This window comes from Marinobacter sp. (assembly GCF_040882185.1).
GTDB lineage: Bacteria > Pseudomonadota > Gammaproteobacteria > Pseudomonadales > Oleiphilaceae > Marinobacter.
In genome coordinates, this window is record NZ_JBBEBW010000032.1 from 43,539 (window position 1) to 58,401 (window position 14,863).

Below are 14,863 nucleotides of genomic sequence, written 5' to 3' on the forward strand. Positions count from 1 at the left end.
CCGATACCTATCGACAGGGCCGGGGAGAACCGATATGAAACAACTGACACCTGAACAGCTGAACGCTCTTGAACAGGACCTGAACGCCATTCGTGACGAGGTGCTTGCAGACGTTGGTGAGCGTGATGCTCGTTACATCCGACGGATCATCCGACTGCACCGTGGGCTTGAAGTCGGCGGCCGGGTGATGATGCCATTCGGGTTCATACCGCCGGTGTTCGCGGCCGCTGTGGCTACTCTTGGCCTGTCAAAAATAATCGAAAATATGGAGATAGGCCATAACGTCATGCACGGCCAGTACGACTGGATGAACGACCCGGCCCTGCACTCCCAGACGTATGAATGGGACACAGCGTGTACGGGAGAATCTTGGCGTCGCACCCACAATTACGAACATCATACCTTCACCAACATCGTCGGCAAGGACCGCGACTATGGTTACGCTTTACTGCGTCTCAGCGACGATGAGAAATGGAAACCGGCCCATACCTTGCAGCTCATCAACTTCTTCTTGCTTACCGTGTTCTTCCAATGGGGCGTGGGCTTGCATGAGCTTGAATTCGAACGACTCCGCCGAGGTGAGATCAAGGTGGCTGACAAGACGCAGTTCCTGAAGGAATTCTTCCGCAAGGGCGGCCGGCAAGCCTTCAAGGATTACCTTTTCTTCCCGTTGGTCACGTTGCCGGTAGCCCCGGTGGTTCTGGCCGGTAATGTCAGTGCCAACCTGATGCGAAACCTGTGGGCCTCTTCGGTCATCTTCTGTGGTCACTTCACTGAAGATGCGGAAACCTTTACCGAAGAAGAATGCGAGAGCGAAAGCAAAGGCCAGTGGTACCTGCGCCAGCTCACCGGCTCCAGTAACTTCACCGGCAGCAAACTCATGCACCTGCTGAGTGGCCACCTGAGCCACCAGATTGAGCATCATACGTTCCCTGACATTCCGGCACATCGCTACCGCGAGATTTCACCGAGAGTTCAGGCGGTGTGCAAGAAATACGGCATTAATTACAACACCGGCAGCTTTGCCCGCCAGTACGGCACCGTAGTCAAGCGGGTTCTGCAGTTTTCCCTGCCGGACCGCTTGCGGCTGAAGCTGGCATAACTAATTGGACGCTGCTCTGCTTGTTGAAAAACATCAGAGTAGTTGATTAAGTCGAATATCCATGCGAACCGCTGAACCACCCTCAAGCCGATGGCGTATTCTGCCTACTACCCTGGAGAGAGAAGGCACGGAAACCATGGCAAATCTGATTCTGATTCTTGGCGACCAACTGACACCCGATATCAGTGCCCTCGACGGTGCGGACCGGAATCAGGATCGGGTCGTAATGGCGGAAGTCCACAACGAAGCCAGTTACACCAATCATCACAAAAAGAAAATCGTGCTGCTGTTCAGCGCCATGCGTCATTTCGCGCAAGGTTTGGAGGCCGATGGCTGGCAGATTCATTACCTGACCTATCACCCTGACAATGAAGCCAGGAGCCTCGAAGCAGTTATTGCCGGCCAGCTCGAATTAATCGGCGCGGACAGAATTGTCACCACTGAATGTGGCGAGTGGCGGTTACACGATCAAATCAGCCAGTGGCATGAGAGATTGGGGGTGCCGGTTGAAATCCGTCCCGACACCCGCTTTATTGCCAGCAAGCAGGAGTTCGCGGACTGGGCCGAGGGTCGGAAGCAGCTTCGAATGGAGTTCTTTTACCGCGAGAGGCGTCGAAAAACCGGCTTGATGATGACATCCGAGGGCAAACCCGAAGGTGGGCAATGGAACTTTGATACCGACAACCGCCGCAAGTGGACCGGTAAGCCGCCCGCACCCGCTCCTTTCCGTATTGAACCCGATGAGGTGACTCGGGCGGTGATTGATCTGGTGGAGGAGCATTTCGCCGATCATTTTGGCACATTGGAGGACTTCCATTTTGCCGTAACCCCGGAGGACGCCGAGCAGGCGCTGGATTACTTCATCGATTTCGCCCTGCCCTGTTTTGGCGACTACCAGGATGCCATGGCCGACGATGAGGACTGGTTGTTCCACTCCATTTTGTCACCCTATATCAATTGCGGACTTTTAGACCCGTTAGCCGTTTGCGAGGCTGCTGCCCGGGCCTGGCATGCCGGACGTGCGCCGATCAACGCGGTGGAGGGGTTTATCCGGCAAATTCTCGGCTGGCGGGAGTTTGTGCGGGGCATCTACTGGATGAACATGCCCGCGTATGCCCAAGAGAACCGACTCGGCAATACCCGCGCCCTGCCCTGGTTCTACTGGACCGGGGATACCAAGATGCGCTGTATGCACAAGGCCATCGATGCCACCCGGCGCAACGCTTACGCCCATCATATCCAGCGGCTGATGGTCACCGGCAATTTCGCGCTGCTGGCAGGGGTAAAACCGGAGGAAATCTGCGACTGGTATCTTGCGGTCTATGCCGATGCCTATGACTGGGTCGAATTGCCCAATGTGTTGGGTATGGTCATGCATGCCGACGGCGGTTACCTGGGCTCAAAACCCTATGCGGCCAGCGGCAAGTACATCCAGCGCATGTCTGACCACTGCAGCAACTGCCACTACAAAGTGAACAAATCCACGGAAAAAGATGCCTGCCCGTTCAACGCTTTGTACTGGCATTTCATTGACTGTCACCGCGATGAATTTTCTAATAATCCCCGCATGGGCATGATGTATCGGAACTGGGACAGGCAGGATCCAGCCCGCAAAAAAGCGCTTCTCAAGCGCGCAGACTGGCTGTTGGATAATCTTGAATCACTGTGAGAGGCACCAAAAATACTCCCGAATGGGCGGTTCGCAACCCGAAAGTTGTCGAGGAGCTCGGGCAGGATGACGGTAAATAGTGTGTAAATCCGGCGGTGAGCTCCTCGCTGCCATCAAGGCGGGCCAACCTCGCACGCCAGCACCAACGCCCAGAATTCGGAGAAGTCGTTCACCACTACATCGGGTTTGTCCGGGTGTCGACGGGTGCCGGGAAATATCCTGTGCAACCAGGGAAGGTCCCACTGGGCGCCGTTGAAAAACACTGCAGTCATCCCGGCTCGCTTGGCAGCAATAATATCGGTGGTGCTGTCACCGACATACCAGACACTGGGATCGGACGGGTAATTGAGATGTTCAGCCGCCAACAGCAACTGGTCAGGATGCGGTTTTCGAAGTGGCGTATCGTCACCGCAGACGTTGGTATCAAACAGCTCGCTCCAGCCCGTACCTTCGACTGCCGCAAGCTCGTGTTCAAAGAACTCCCGGTCCCGATTGGTGATTACACCCACTTTGATCTCCAATCGTCGCAGGCCTTCAAGCACATTGCGCACCCGAGGCTCGAAAGCCTCCACGTTGCCATAGTGTTTGCGGTAATGGTGATTGAACGCTTTATGGGCCGACTGTTTGGCGTCTTCGTCATCCCCGAACAGCACTTCGAAAATATCCGTGCGGGAAATTTTGCGGTCAGCCTTGACCTTGGGATGAAGCCTGGCAAATTCACGCACGTGGCTCACCAGGCGCGCATCTTCCGGAGTCTTGCTGTCTTCCGGCGCCACCATCCGATCCATGAGATCAAGACCGTGAAAGTCCGGCAGCATGTCATCCACCGCGTGATACATCGCGTCCAGGGTGTCCACCAGAGTAGCGTGCCAATCGAAGAGCACAACCGCAGGCCGGATCAGTTTTGCAATGGCGGGGTGCCAGTCCGCCTCAATCCGTGGCTCCGGCGGGGAAGGAGGCGGAAATGGTGGCGGGCGCACCGCAGCGGGCGCTGTCGAAAACACGCCTGGGGAGGCCTTTGCCACGGTCCCAAGACAATCCATGAGGTCCTCAAAACTGTCCAGCAGAACACCTGGTTTTTCACGGCTGCTGAACCAGCTGTCGATACGGGCGGCATCCCAGCTTGCGCCATTGTAGAATACTGCAGTCACTCCCGCGTTGTTCGCGGTGATCATATCGATGTAGCTGTCCCCCACATACCAGGCAGTGGCATCCACCGGTAACCCCAAGTTCTCCAGGGCCCTCAGAATCACCTCCGGGTCCGGTTTATAATGGGTTACATCATCAGCGCATACGGTGGTATCAAACAGGTTGACCCAGCAGCCACCATCCACCGTTCGAATTTCAGTATCCAGAAACTCCCGGTTGCGGTTGGTGGCCACTGCCAGTTTGATGCCCATTGTCTTACAGGCCTGCAGATACTCAAACACCCCTTGCTGAAAGGGTTTTACCTGCCCGAAGTACTTGCGGTAGCAATCGTTATAAGCCTTGTGCGCAATGAGCTTGGCGTCGCGATCTTCACCAAAAATCGCGTTAAAAATATCGGTCCGTGAGACCCGCCGTTCGGCCAGTATGCGAGGATGCAGGCGCCGGAATATCCGGATGTAGCGCACCAGTCGGGCGTCTTCCGGGGTCTTGCATCGATGTTCTGGCAACAGCCGTTCTACCAACCCGAGCTCTTCAAGCTGGGGCAGCATGTCTTCCATGGCGCTGAACATGGCGTCGTGGGTATCTACCAGAGTGCCATGCCAGTCAAACAGCAATACTGCGGGGGCATGAAGCGAATCCGAAAAACGCGCCATTGGGCGGTCTCCTTCAGGAACTGGGTCGTATAAATTCCAATGGTCATAGCCCTAGTTAAAACCACTTGGCCAGTTAAAACCATTCAGGAACCATGCACAAAAAACCGAATCTACCATCGAAAACCTGCCCGAGTTGTCTGCGACCATTCACCTGGCGCAGGAAATGGGCAAGGGACTGGGACAGCGTGCGCTATTGCAGCGAACGTTGTCGCAGGCACAAGGTGAGTCCCCCATGACCACTATTGTCTGGCTCAAACGCGACTTGCGATTATTCGATCACGGCCCCCTGCTGGAAGCCGCCAGCATCGGTGAGCCGGTGATTCCACTCTACGTTGTGGAACCGGACTACTGGCAATTGCCTGACACCAGCGAGCGCCAGTGGCAATTCATTGCAGACAGCCTGAGGGACCTGGACGGCCAATTGAAACGCATTGGTTCCCGACTGGTAGTTCGCCGGGGCGATATTCTCTCGGTCCTGGCCGCCCTGCACCGGGAGTACCCTACAGCGCGGTTGCTCTGCCATCAGGAAACCGGTGGCGAGTGGACCTTTGAGCGCGACAAAAGGGTTATTGGCTGGTGCCAGCAGCAAGGTATCGAGTTACGGGAATGGCGGCAGTTCGGAGTCGTGCGGCGCCTACAGGACCGGGATCTGTGGGACAAGGCATGGACCAACCTTATGTTGCAAAGGCCTGTGCTATCCCCACCGGAGCGCCTGCCGCTGCCGCCGGGGTTGACGCCCTCCGAGCCTGGCATACAGAGCCCGGACTTTGATAACCAGACTCGCTGCACGGACCGACAGGCAGGTGGCAGCACGAAAGGCGAAAAGCTGCTGGCCTCATTTCTCGACCGGCGCTGCGTGGGTTATCAGTACAATATTTCCAGCCCGTTGACGGCAGAGCGGGCATGCTCCCGCCTTAGCCCTCACATCGCCTATGGCACGGTGAGCCTTCGGTCGATCTATCAACAATCCAAAGCTGTGGGGCTGCGTCCGAGCAGCCTGCCCCGCAAGCAACGCAGTCTCACCAGCTTTCGCTCCCGACTGCACTGGCACTGCCACTTTATCCAGAAACTGGAAGACGAGCCGGAGCTGGAGTTCCGGGCCATGCACCGTGAGCTTGAATCACTCAAGCAGGGGCCGAACGACAGCGAGCGCCTGCAGCGCTGGCAGGAAGGCGAAACCGGCTGGCCGCTGGTGGATGCCTGCATGCGGGCGTTGCGGACCACCGGCTGGATCAACTTCCGGATGCGAGCCATGCTGATGGCGGTGGCCAGCTATCAACTCTGGCTGCATTGGCGCGACCCGGCCCTGCATCTGGCGCGACTGTTTACCGATTTTGAGCCGGGCATTCACTACCCCCAGGTACAGATGCAATCAGGCCTCACTGGCATTAACGCTCTCCGAATCTATAACCCGGTACTGCAGTCTCGCAAGCTGGACCCGGAGGGTGAGTTTATCAAGCGCTGGATACCAGAGCTGGCCAGCGTACCGGCGGATCTGATCCACACGCCCTGGCTGATGACGCCAGCCCAGAAAGCGCGGCTCGGAGGTAATGCCTACAGAGCTCCGGTTTGTGACCTGGAACAGGCGGCCCGGGCGGCTCGAAAAGCAGTGAGTGAGTTCCGCCAGCAGCATGTCAGCCAGGAAGAAACCAGTCGGGTACTGAAGCAGCACGGTAGCCGAAAAGGGCCGGTGCAAAAGCGCCCCACCGGGCCCGGAAAACGCAAAGAAAACTTGCAGGAGAACACTGACAATCAGCTATCGCTGTTTGACTGACCGCCTTACCAGAATTGTTAATGCGGTCAGGGCAATCGCAATCAGCATCGGCCATACCAGCGCCCAAACCTGATACGGTGCTGGCAACCAGACGGGAGACTTGACCAAGTCTTCCGCGTCCCAGGGCATCCACCAGAACGCCACCAGGCTCATACCAATGGCCGCCAGCCATCCGGCCGCCAGTATTGGCGGGTTCCGACCGGTCTCCAGCGTGTGGGTAAGCGTCCACAGATACCGCAATACCAGCAACAGAGTGGCCACGGCCCCGGCGGTCATCAGCGGAGACAGATAAACGGCGAGCGCAAAGTCCAGCTTGTCTTGCGCCAAACCTTCTTTCATGGCCAATTTGGCGAGTGCCCCACTGGTGAATGGCAGTCCTGCCAGAGACAAGCCGGGCAAAGCAATCAGCAGCCAGACCACAGCGCGGCGCATCGGCTCTGAAGGTAACGACACCCCCGCAGAGAGGAACAAGCTGCCCTTGGCCATACCATGATGAAGGACGTAAAGCGCGATTACGGAAACCAACACCGGGGCGCGTTCTGGCGTTGCCAAAGCAGCCCCCACCATCAACACTATCAAACCCATCTGACTGATACTGGAATAGGCAAGCACTGCCTTGGGTAGCCGTTGGCAGACACCCATCACAGCGGCACCAAGCGACCCGATCGCCCCGGCCACAATCATCAGAGCACCCCACCCGGGCAAGGCAGCTTCACCAAAGGGCAACGTGACCAGCCACCCGAGCAATCCGGCTTTGATCATCGCGCCACTCAGCACTGCACTGGCAGGGGTAGGCGCTACCGGATGGGCCAGCGGCAGCCAGAAATGCAACAGTGGCAAACCGGCCTTGACCCCGAAACCGGCGACCAACAACGCGATCATCAGATCCCGCTGGGGCGAGTCGACAATCGCCGCTGGCAGGTCCTCCAACATCTGGCTGTCCGCCGCTGCAGAAGCTAATAACAGCCCGGCAAGAATGGCCATTTCACCCAGCACCGCCATCATCAGGTAGACACGGCCAGCACGCACCGCTTCGCCCGTTCCCTCGTGAACGATCAGGCCGTAACCGGCGAACGTCATCAATGCAAAAAAGCTGTAAAAACTGGCAATATCCACTGCCACCGTCAAACCCAGGTTGCCAGCCAGGGTCAGACCCCAACATACACAGAAACGTCTGAAGTGGTGGGCTTTCACGTAACCCACCGCGTAAATGCCAGCCACGGTCCACAGAACCGCCGTCAGCAAAAGAAACAATCGACGCAATTCATCGATCCCCCACAAGCCGCCGTTGAGCAGCCAGGGCAGCTCCAGCTGCCAGCCGGGTTCCGTGCCAAGCGCCAATAGCAGGGCTGGTAATGGCAGCAGAGGCAGGGTGTAGCGCATCGCCTTTACCCCACACCCAGGCAAGGCCATCACCGGATAGAGCAACGGCAAACACACCGCCAACAAAACCAGAACTGATTCGGGAGCCATCATGGCGAATACTCCCGCAGAACAATCAGTTCAGCCCATGACAGGGGGCTGAACGGCAGGGAGGCCAGCACTCCGACCAGCACCGTCACCACCGCCGTAAACAGCGGCGGCCAGAACAGCCAGGCGCTAGTCTCAAGACGTCCCCAATGGCGTTCATTGGGCCACTCACCCTGCGCCTCACGGAACCACAACCGATGCAGGATGGGCAGGAAATAGGCGGCATTGAGCAAACTACTCAGCACAAGTACTGCAATCACCCAATCCATATTCGCCGCCAACGCTCCGGTACCCATGGTCCACTTGGTGATAAACCCGGCCAGCGGCGGTGCGCCGATCATCCCGAACGCGCCGATGGTAAACGCCAGGGACGTTCCCGGCATACGTCGCCCCGCCCCGTCCATCTCGTCAATACGGTGAATACCCAGGGTTTCGGCGTAATTGCCAGCACAGAAAAACAGCGTGATTTTCATGATGCCCTGGTGCAGCAGATGTACCAGCCCACCAGCAGCGCCAACCGGCCCGAACAGACAAATCCCGAGAATAATATAAGACACCTGACTCACCGTGGAAAATGCCAGCAGGCGCTTCAGATCAACCTGCGCCAGGGCCCGAACGGAACCGTAAATCATGGTGAATGCCGCCAGCCAGGCCAGCGGCTGCAGCAGCCCCAGAGTCGAGGACGGGGTTATTCCGTAAACGTTGTACACCACCCGCACAATCCCGAAGGCCCCGGCTTTCACCACCGCCACCGCGTGCAACAGGGCGCTGACCGGGGCTGGCGCTACCATAGCCTGGGGCAGCCAGCCATGAAGTGGGAACACCGCTGCCTTCACTCCCAGCCCCGCCACTAACAATATGAAAATTATAATCAGGGAGGTGTGAATGGCCGGATCGGCATCAATGAAATGCCCGCCTTCACGAAACAACAGGTCCCCCGCCACGCCATGCAACCAGGCAATCGACAGCAACAGAACCGCACCACCGGTCAACGTATAAATCAGATACGTCCGCCCTGCCCTAAGGGCCTTTTCAGTACCCCGGTGAACCACCAGGGGATAGGTGGACAAGGTCAGCATTTCGTAGAACAGGAAGAAGGTGAACAGGTTGCCAGCCAGCGCAATACCGGTGGTGCTGGCAACGCACAGGCTGAAAAAACCGAAAAACCGGCTACGGTTCGGTGAATCCTCAAGGTAACCAACAGCGTAGATGGTTGTCAGTAACCAGAGCACCGCCGAGAGGCCCGCAAACATCATTGCGAGGGCATCGGCTTTCAGAACGAATTCCACGCCCGGCACCATGGTGAATCTTACGCCATAGTCCACGCCTCGAAACACGCCCCATACCATCACAATCACCAGCACCAGCTTCATCAGCGCCGCGCCGAGGTTCACTGCAGTTCGCAAGCGATAACCCTTTTCCGGCAAAACAAAGATCACTAACGAGGCGATAAAAGAGGTCATCAGGGCGAACACGGGCATCCAGGCTGTCAGTGTCATGGCGCGCCTTCTTCTTCAAACGGCAGGGCCATCACTGTCAACACCTGGTCTGACATCAGACCAAGCCCCAGTGCCAGCAAGGCCAGGATCATGGGGATGACTTCCAGGCTCCTGGCCGGGTGATAAAACTGATCTGTCTCTGGATTTTCCCGGAGTGACGCCCGGAAAATCCGGAACACATAGGTCGCTGAGAGCAAACCACCAGCGAGTAACACCCCCACCCACCACCACTGCCCACTACCCAGACTGGCCTGAAGCAAAAGCCACTTGGCTGCGAACCCGCCGGTCGGCGGCAGACTCATCAACGACACGCCGGCCAGGCTAAAAGAGAATAGAGAGAAGGGCAGAAAGCGGCTGACGCCAGCGAGGGCATCCACACGATTGCTGCCAACGGATAGAATCAGGTTGCCCGCGGCAAGAAACATCGCAGCCTTTGCCAGCGCGTGACTGATCACCTGCAGGGTAATACCCTGCTGGGCCTGGAGTGATACCGCCTCAGATACTGAGAATGTCAGGGGGAACAACAGAAACAGGTACCCGATCTGAGCCACCGAGGAATAGGCCACCACCTGCTTTAGTTGCTGCTGCCGGCACGCCAGCCAACTGCCCCAGACCACCGCGCCACTGCCCAGCAACCCGAGCAGTTGGGCCACAGCGAGGTTGCCGATTGACTCCCCGAACTCCAGCCACAACCTGGCGGCAACATAGAAAGACGCCTTGACCACCAATGCAGACAACAGAGCGCTGACCGGGGATTTTGCAATGCCGTGAGCCGGGGGCAGCCACTGATGAAGTGGGAACAGCGCCGTTTTAAGTGCCAGCCCGGCAACCATCAGCGCCAGCGCCAGGCCGGAACCTGTTGGCGTCGGGTGTTCGGCCAACCAGAAAGATACGCCCGCAATGGACAGGGTACCGAACTGTCCATATATCAATGCTACGCCAAGTAGATAGGCCAACGACCCCAACAGCGCCGCCAGCAGGTATCTGATGGACGCCCGCAACGCCCCGGCTTTTCCACCCAGGGCCACCAAACCCACTGCGGAGAGGCTGATCAATTCCAGCCCGACATAGAGATTGAACAGGTCTCCGCCCAGCCAGACCGCATTCAGCCCTGCCCAGAGAAACCAGAACAAGGGCCAGAAATACCGGTGCCAGGGCTTTTCCGGATCGATGTAAACACCGGCGTGCCAGCCACAGGCACTAGCCACCACGGCGGTAAGCAACACGAAGGTAACAGCAAGCCCGTCCACCCGCAGTTCGATGCCCAGCGGAGCATCCCAGCCACCCAGACCATAATAGAAGCCGCCACCCTCTGCCACCGTCAACCAAAGACCGAGCGACACCAAAATCTGAACCAGAATGCCAGCCCAGGTCACCAGTCGACCCCAGCGAAAATCGGTTAACAACGTCAGTACCGCCCAGGCCAGCGGCGTAAACAACAACCCTGCCATTAACCACAGCGTCATCCCTGATCACCTTCCCGGTGATCAGGGACCTCGTCGAGGGTAGTCATACCGGAGAGGTGGTAATAACGCCGTATAAGCACCACAGCCAGCGCGGTCGCCGCAATCGCCACCACAATGCCGGTGAGAACCAGCGCCTGGGGCACCGGGTCCGGCCCCCCCTGGTGCTGGGGCAGCCCCACCATCACCAGAAACACGCCCGACCCCATGATATTGAAAGCCAGCAATTTTCGGAGCAGGTGTGACAGCCGCAAAAGCCCGAACAGACCCGCACCAAACAACACGGCCCCCGCCAAGCTATACAGCAGCGGTGCACTCATGAAGACGCGCCCTCCTCGGGATCTTCAGCGTTGTTGACGGGTGCAGACACAAACAGTGCCAACAACACCATGGCAATAGACAGAGTCAGTACCGATTCAATGATCAAAATCAGCGTTTTGGTCATACTTGGGGGATAGGCCAGAAAGGCATTACCCCCAATGGCGCTGGCCACCGCCACCACGAGAAACACCGAAAAGCCCAGCCCAAGGCCCAGGCGCAACAGTAACCCTGGTCGGAGAAAATCCATAGGAATGCCGCCAAGACGCATAAGCAAACCGGTAGCAGCGAGAACCGCACCCGCCTGGAATGCGCCGCCGGGCCGGTGGGCCCCGGCCCAGAGCAGATACCCCGCCAGTACCAGCATTAACGGTAAGAACCAGCGTTGTAGAGCGTAAAGCAGCGAATCTGAGGTGCGGAGTTCCTGGTCCTCAAGGGAGGCGGTTTTTGCCATCGAGATACCGGCGATGCCAGCGATCACCAGAACGCCAATCTCAAGAAGAGTGTCGTAACTGCGGAAATTCAGCAGCACCGCCGTGACCGGATGATCCACCCCGCTGCGATCGAGGTTGTTAGCCAACAGCTGTGGCAAATTCACCGGTGTGGGGTGGCCAGCAATATTCCAGATACTGATCGCCAGACCACAGAAAAGCGCGAAGCAACCGAGCGCAATGGCCACGGTCCGAACGAGCCCGATCATTGCTCGCGACCTCCGCGATTACTCTCCCCGGTCCGAATGCCGCCAAGGTGGCTGACCGCATCCAGTAATAGCACCCCGGTAAGCCCGGCGCCGATGGCAGCCTCCGCCAGGGCAATATCGGGCGCCTGTAGCCGGACCCAGGCAACAGCCATCAGCACGCCAAAGGCGATAAACACCACGACGGCGCGAAACAGGTTGCGCGACAACAAAGCAGCCACTGCGGTTACCAGCAGTGCAAACACCAGTAAACTATCCAGTAGCCAGTCAGTCATAAGGCTCCTTCTCTGTATTGCCACCACGCTCCTGCGATTGCACGGCCCTGGCAATCAAATGGGCGGACGTCGCGCTGGCCGCCAGCGCCACCAGCCAGATAAGTCCGATTTTCAGGCCCACCGCCAGCGACGGTACCGAAAACAACAGCGCCAGAACAATGAATCCGAGCCCAAGATTGTCAACTTTGGTGAGTGCATGAATTCGCGTCAGCGTGTCGGATAAGCGGAACAACCCAAGTGTTCCGATCGCAAAAAACACGCATCCCGCGAGCAGGAGAACGCCTTGAATCCACGGCACTATTGCTATCAGAATCATCGGAATTCGTTCCATCAGGGTTCGCTCCGGTCGATACGCACCACCCGTGTCACGAAACCGACAATGGCCAGCACTGACAGTAATGCCAGCACCAGCGCAACATCCCGCAAGGCAGCAGAGCCCTGGGCCTCGGCCAGAACAAGCAGCAACGCAACTCCCGTGGTGCCAAACAGCTGCGACGCCAGCATGCGATCCGAAGCCGCAGGCCCTCTCCAGATACGGATCAGCGCAATCAACAACGTCAGCAGCAGAAAAGCGCCAACCCCGTTCAGCAGCAGGGTCATTCGCTGGTCCTCGCCCGTTGCTCACTCCTGTCCGGCGACAGACCGAAAACCCTGGCCACTTTCCGCTCCACGGCTCTGACATCGTCTTCGACCGGATCACGGGTGTCCAGACAGTGCAGATCAAGCCGCGCGCCTTCGAGATTGACGCTCAGGGTGCCCGGCATCAATGACAAGGTGTTGGCCAATAGCCAGCGCGGGCCACCCTCGGGGAGGTTGAGGTTAAAAGTGAGATAACCGGGACTGGTCGGCAGGGAGGGTGATAACAATCGACGGGAGACATCAAGGCCTGCGGTGACCGACCGGGCCAGGAAGAACACCACGAAAATGATGAAGGGAACCACGCGAATTTGTCCTGTGCCCGGCGGAAAAAGGTAAACCGAGATAAACGAGGCCAGAGCAGCGATCACCAGCCCAAACCCTGTTCCAGAAAGATCACCTTCGGTGAGTATCCACCACACCACCAGAAGCAGGAGCATCCGGCGAGACATCGCTGTGGCTTTACGCATTGGTGCTCCTTGCCAAGACCTTGGGAAAAGAGGTCGTAAATTCCCGCCGACGATAAAAAGCCTTTTACATCAGTTGCTGACTCAAATTCAAGCAGAGATCCAGCCATCCTTGTCAGATGGCACCAACCCCAACTAATCGCAGGAGGTATGCCAGGGCAAGCCCAGGCGCTCGCTACGCTCAAGATCAGCGATCACCTGCGCACCGAGCAGCAGAATAATGGAAGCAACCTCAAGACTGATCAGCAGCACGACAATGGTGGTCAGCGAGCCGTAGATAACGTTAACAAATGAAATATTGAGGAAGTAATACATCATCAGCAAACGCGTTGCTTCCCACAGAATGGCTGCCACCAGTCCACCCACCACCGCACGCCGTGGCGAGATACGGACAATCGGTAGCACCTTGTAAATGGCACTGAACACCAGGAATACACTAATGAAACTAAGCAGGTAAAGAATCAGCCCGGGCTCTTCATAGAACGTGTTTACAATTGCAAACAGTAATGTCAGTGCCAGCAGACCTGCCCCCAGAACAAGCATGAAGACATAGGGCAATACAGCAGACACCCAAAACCTGCGTCGAGGATTTTCCGGCCGGTGAAAAATGATGGCAATGGATTGTTCCAGCATTCGGAACGCGAAAGAGCTGAAGAACAGCATAACCGGAACACTTATAATGCCGATGATGTCCCTCGACTCCATGAAGGCGCGCACCGCCTCAGACAACAGGCCCGCGTGTGCTGGCGCGAGATGCTGGATCTGAATTGACATGACTTCCAACAGTTGCTGTTCATCCACAACACGGGTCAGTAACACGCCGAGTAACGCCAGCATGGGAACCGCTGATAACAGCACGTTGTAACCAACGCCACCAGCCAGCAGAACGCCATGATTACGCAGGAAATTGCGTAGCACCCGGTGTGAAAAATGAAACAGGCGCCGGGTAAGCTCGGCTGGTGAGTGTTCGGACGCCCTGGTGTCCTGAGTCACGTTACTTGACCGTCAAGAGACTCAATTGCCGCTTTATTTGAAAGAGTAGCCCGGCGGGACACTAGATATCGTTCATCTGGCCAACTTGCCTGGCCAAACGCATTGATTCGTTCTCTTCCATTGCCAAAAGCTCCTCAAACAGTTCCTCTGCCTCGGGAATCTCTGCCCGGCCTGCGAGGTAACGGTAGAGCTCGGTTACCTGATCATGGAAATCGAAAATTTCCCGGCAGATACCGTCGAAATCCAATTTGGTGTAGTGCTCATTGCAAGTTCGATGGGTCTGGATCGTTTTATCGGCCATGTGATCGTACACACGGGTCTCGAGAATCTTTTTATCAGCTTGCCGCTCGAATTCCGAGACGATGCGCTCCAGTTCTGCTTCGTGTTTGGCGAGATAATCCAGCAGCGCCCGGGCACGCTCCTGTTCGTGTTTGTCGGCGCAATCAGCCAGACAGGCCGACAGGTTCCCATGCAGGTTACTCGTCCATTCGATCAGATCACGAAAGGTCTTTATATCCACGTGTCTCTCCTTGAGAAGGGTTGGCCACTCAGTATGCCAACCCCCGACCTGTCATGACAGCCATTCCAAAGCCACAGGATTACAAAGCGTTTAACCTCCCCTTTGGATATTTCTTGGCAGGTCGTCGTCTACGGAGAGTTCTGTCCGTTCCGGGTCGTGCGGTCATCAGATGCCATCA

The 14,863-nt window shown here is 57.2% G+C and carries 16 protein-coding genes; 4 read left to right on the forward strand and 12 right to left on the reverse strand.

Annotated features, from left to right (window positions below):
- Positions 1 to 34: 34 nt before the first annotated feature.
- Together WEB64_RS15255 and WEB64_RS15260 are read left to right on the forward strand one after the other, a co-directional pair.
- The gene (locus tag WEB64_RS15255) at positions 35 to 1,102 is read left to right on the forward strand and encodes a fatty acid desaturase (protein ID WP_368060736.1); all 1,068 of its coding nucleotides are present in this window, start codon (positions 35 to 37) and stop codon (positions 1,100 to 1,102) included.
- A gap of 136 nt (positions 1,103 to 1,238) precedes the next feature.
- Complete coding sequence (locus tag WEB64_RS15260; protein WP_368060734.1) at positions 1,239 to 2,771, forward strand: cryptochrome/photolyase family protein; 1,533 nt, start codon at positions 1,239 to 1,241, stop codon at positions 2,769 to 2,771.
- 113 nt (positions 2,772 to 2,884) lie between these two features.
- Here WEB64_RS15260 and WEB64_RS15265 read toward each other — a convergent pair whose 3' ends face one another.
- Positions 2,885 to 4,573 carry an HAD family hydrolase gene (locus WEB64_RS15265; protein ID WP_368060732.1) on the reverse strand — a complete coding sequence of 563 codons (1,689 nt, stop codon included), beginning with the start codon at positions 4,571 to 4,573 and terminating at the stop codon, positions 2,885 to 2,887.
- Between the two features lie 92 nt (positions 4,574 to 4,665).
- Here WEB64_RS15265 and WEB64_RS15270 point away from each other — a divergent pair, with 92 nt between their 5' ends.
- Both WEB64_RS15270 and WEB64_RS15275 read left to right on the forward strand, forming a co-directional pair.
- Positions 4,666 to 4,809 (forward strand): DUF2256 domain-containing protein, encoded by a 144-nt coding sequence (locus WEB64_RS15270; RefSeq protein ID WP_368060730.1) that lies wholly within the window; start codon positions 4,666 to 4,668, stop codon positions 4,807 to 4,809.
- Positions 4,806 to 6,347, forward strand: a complete 1,542-nt coding sequence (locus tag WEB64_RS15275) for an FAD-binding domain-containing protein (RefSeq protein WP_368060728.1) — start codon at positions 4,806 to 4,808, stop codon at positions 6,345 to 6,347. Before WEB64_RS15270 ends, WEB64_RS15275 begins: the two co-directional genes overlap by 4 nt.
- On the opposite strand, the gene WEB64_RS15280 is transcribed toward WEB64_RS15275, so the two are convergent.
- The 11 genes from WEB64_RS15280 to WEB64_RS15330 form a co-directional block, all read right to left on the reverse strand.
- Complete coding sequence (locus WEB64_RS15280; RefSeq protein ID WP_368060726.1) at positions 6,330 to 7,823, reverse strand: complex I subunit 5 family protein; 1,494 nt, start codon at positions 7,821 to 7,823, stop codon at positions 6,330 to 6,332. The genes WEB64_RS15275 and WEB64_RS15280 overlap by 18 nt on opposite strands.
- Entirely contained in the window at positions 7,820 to 9,316 is a 1,497-nt protein-coding gene (locus WEB64_RS15285; RefSeq protein WP_368060724.1) for a complex I subunit 5 family protein, read from the reverse strand. Before WEB64_RS15285 ends, WEB64_RS15280 begins: the two co-directional genes overlap by 4 nt.
- A complete protein-coding gene (locus WEB64_RS15290; protein WP_368060722.1) occupies positions 9,313 to 10,782 on the reverse strand; it encodes a complex I subunit 5 family protein in 1,470 nt (489 codons plus the stop codon). The genes WEB64_RS15285 and WEB64_RS15290 overlap by 4 nt, the downstream gene beginning before the upstream one ends.
- Entirely contained in the window at positions 10,779 to 11,099 is a 321-nt protein-coding gene (locus tag WEB64_RS15295; RefSeq protein ID WP_368060720.1) for a sodium:proton antiporter, read from the reverse strand. The genes WEB64_RS15290 and WEB64_RS15295 overlap by 4 nt, the downstream gene beginning before the upstream one ends.
- The gene (locus WEB64_RS15300; protein WP_368060718.1) at positions 11,096 to 11,797 is read right to left on the reverse strand and encodes an MnhB domain-containing protein; all 702 of its coding nucleotides are present in this window, start codon (positions 11,795 to 11,797) and stop codon (positions 11,096 to 11,098) included. The genes WEB64_RS15295 and WEB64_RS15300 overlap by 4 nt, the downstream gene beginning before the upstream one ends.
- Positions 11,794 to 12,069, reverse strand: a complete 276-nt coding sequence (locus WEB64_RS15305) for a Na(+)/H(+) antiporter subunit B (RefSeq protein WP_368060716.1) — start codon at positions 12,067 to 12,069, stop codon at positions 11,794 to 11,796. Before WEB64_RS15305 ends, WEB64_RS15300 begins: the two co-directional genes overlap by 4 nt.
- Positions 12,062 to 12,400 (reverse strand): cation:proton antiporter, encoded by a 339-nt coding sequence (locus WEB64_RS15310; RefSeq protein ID WP_368060714.1) that lies wholly within the window; start codon positions 12,398 to 12,400, stop codon positions 12,062 to 12,064. The genes WEB64_RS15305 and WEB64_RS15310 overlap by 8 nt, the downstream gene beginning before the upstream one ends.
- Positions 12,400 to 12,669, reverse strand: a complete 270-nt coding sequence (locus WEB64_RS15315) for a monovalent cation/H+ antiporter complex subunit F (RefSeq protein WP_368060712.1) — start codon at positions 12,667 to 12,669, stop codon at positions 12,400 to 12,402. Before WEB64_RS15315 ends, WEB64_RS15310 begins: the two co-directional genes overlap by 1 nt.
- Positions 12,666 to 13,175, reverse strand: coding sequence for a Na+/H+ antiporter subunit E (locus WEB64_RS15320; RefSeq protein WP_368060710.1), 510 nt, complete (start codon positions 13,173 to 13,175; stop codon positions 12,666 to 12,668). Before WEB64_RS15320 ends, WEB64_RS15315 begins: the two co-directional genes overlap by 4 nt.
- Before the next feature lie 132 nt (positions 13,176 to 13,307).
- Positions 13,308 to 14,165: a YihY/virulence factor BrkB family protein gene (locus tag WEB64_RS15325; RefSeq protein ID WP_368060708.1), complete on the reverse strand. Its 858-nt coding sequence runs from the start codon at positions 14,163 to 14,165 to the stop codon at positions 13,308 to 13,310.
- A 61-nt stretch (positions 14,166 to 14,226) separates the two neighbouring features.
- The gene (locus WEB64_RS15330) at positions 14,227 to 14,685 is read right to left on the reverse strand and encodes an ATPase (protein ID WP_368060706.1); all 459 of its coding nucleotides are present in this window, start codon (positions 14,683 to 14,685) and stop codon (positions 14,227 to 14,229) included.
- Between the last annotated feature and the right edge of the window lie 178 nt (positions 14,686 to 14,863).

Coding starts and splice junctions, on each gene's coding strand:
- WEB64_RS15255 (WP_368060736.1), top strand. CDS start 35: ATGAAACAACTGACACCTGAACAGCTGAACGCTCTTGAACAGGACCTG.
- WEB64_RS15260 (WP_368060734.1), top strand. CDS start 1,239: ATGGCAAATCTGATTCTGATTCTTGGCGACCAACTGACACCCGATATC.
- WEB64_RS15265 (WP_368060732.1), bottom strand. CDS start 4,573: ATGGCGCGTTTTTCGGATTCGCTTCATGCCCCCGCAGTATTGCTGTTT.
- WEB64_RS15270 (WP_368060730.1), top strand. CDS start 4,666: ATGCACAAAAAACCGAATCTACCATCGAAAACCTGCCCGAGTTGTCTG.
- WEB64_RS15275 (WP_368060728.1), top strand. CDS start 4,806: ATGACCACTATTGTCTGGCTCAAACGCGACTTGCGATTATTCGATCAC.
- WEB64_RS15280 (WP_368060726.1), bottom strand. CDS start 7,823: ATGATGGCTCCCGAATCAGTTCTGGTTTTGTTGGCGGTGTGTTTGCCG.
- WEB64_RS15285 (WP_368060724.1), bottom strand. CDS start 9,316: ATGACACTGACAGCCTGGATGCCCGTGTTCGCCCTGATGACCTCTTTT.
- WEB64_RS15290 (WP_368060722.1), bottom strand. CDS start 10,782: ATGACGCTGTGGTTAATGGCAGGGTTGTTGTTTACGCCGCTGGCCTGG.
- WEB64_RS15295 (WP_368060720.1), bottom strand. CDS start 11,099: ATGAGTGCACCGCTGCTGTATAGCTTGGCGGGGGCCGTGTTGTTTGGT.
- WEB64_RS15300 (WP_368060718.1), bottom strand. CDS start 11,797: ATGATCGGGCTCGTTCGGACCGTGGCCATTGCGCTCGGTTGCTTCGCG.
- WEB64_RS15305 (WP_368060716.1), bottom strand. CDS start 12,069: ATGACTGACTGGCTACTGGATAGTTTACTGGTGTTTGCACTGCTGGTA.
- WEB64_RS15310 (WP_368060714.1), bottom strand. CDS start 12,400: ATGGAACGAATTCCGATGATTCTGATAGCAATAGTGCCGTGGATTCAA.
- WEB64_RS15315 (WP_368060712.1), bottom strand. CDS start 12,669: ATGACCCTGCTGCTGAACGGGGTTGGCGCTTTTCTGCTGCTGACGTTG.
- WEB64_RS15320 (WP_368060710.1), bottom strand. CDS start 13,175: ATGCGTAAAGCCACAGCGATGTCTCGCCGGATGCTCCTGCTTCTGGTG.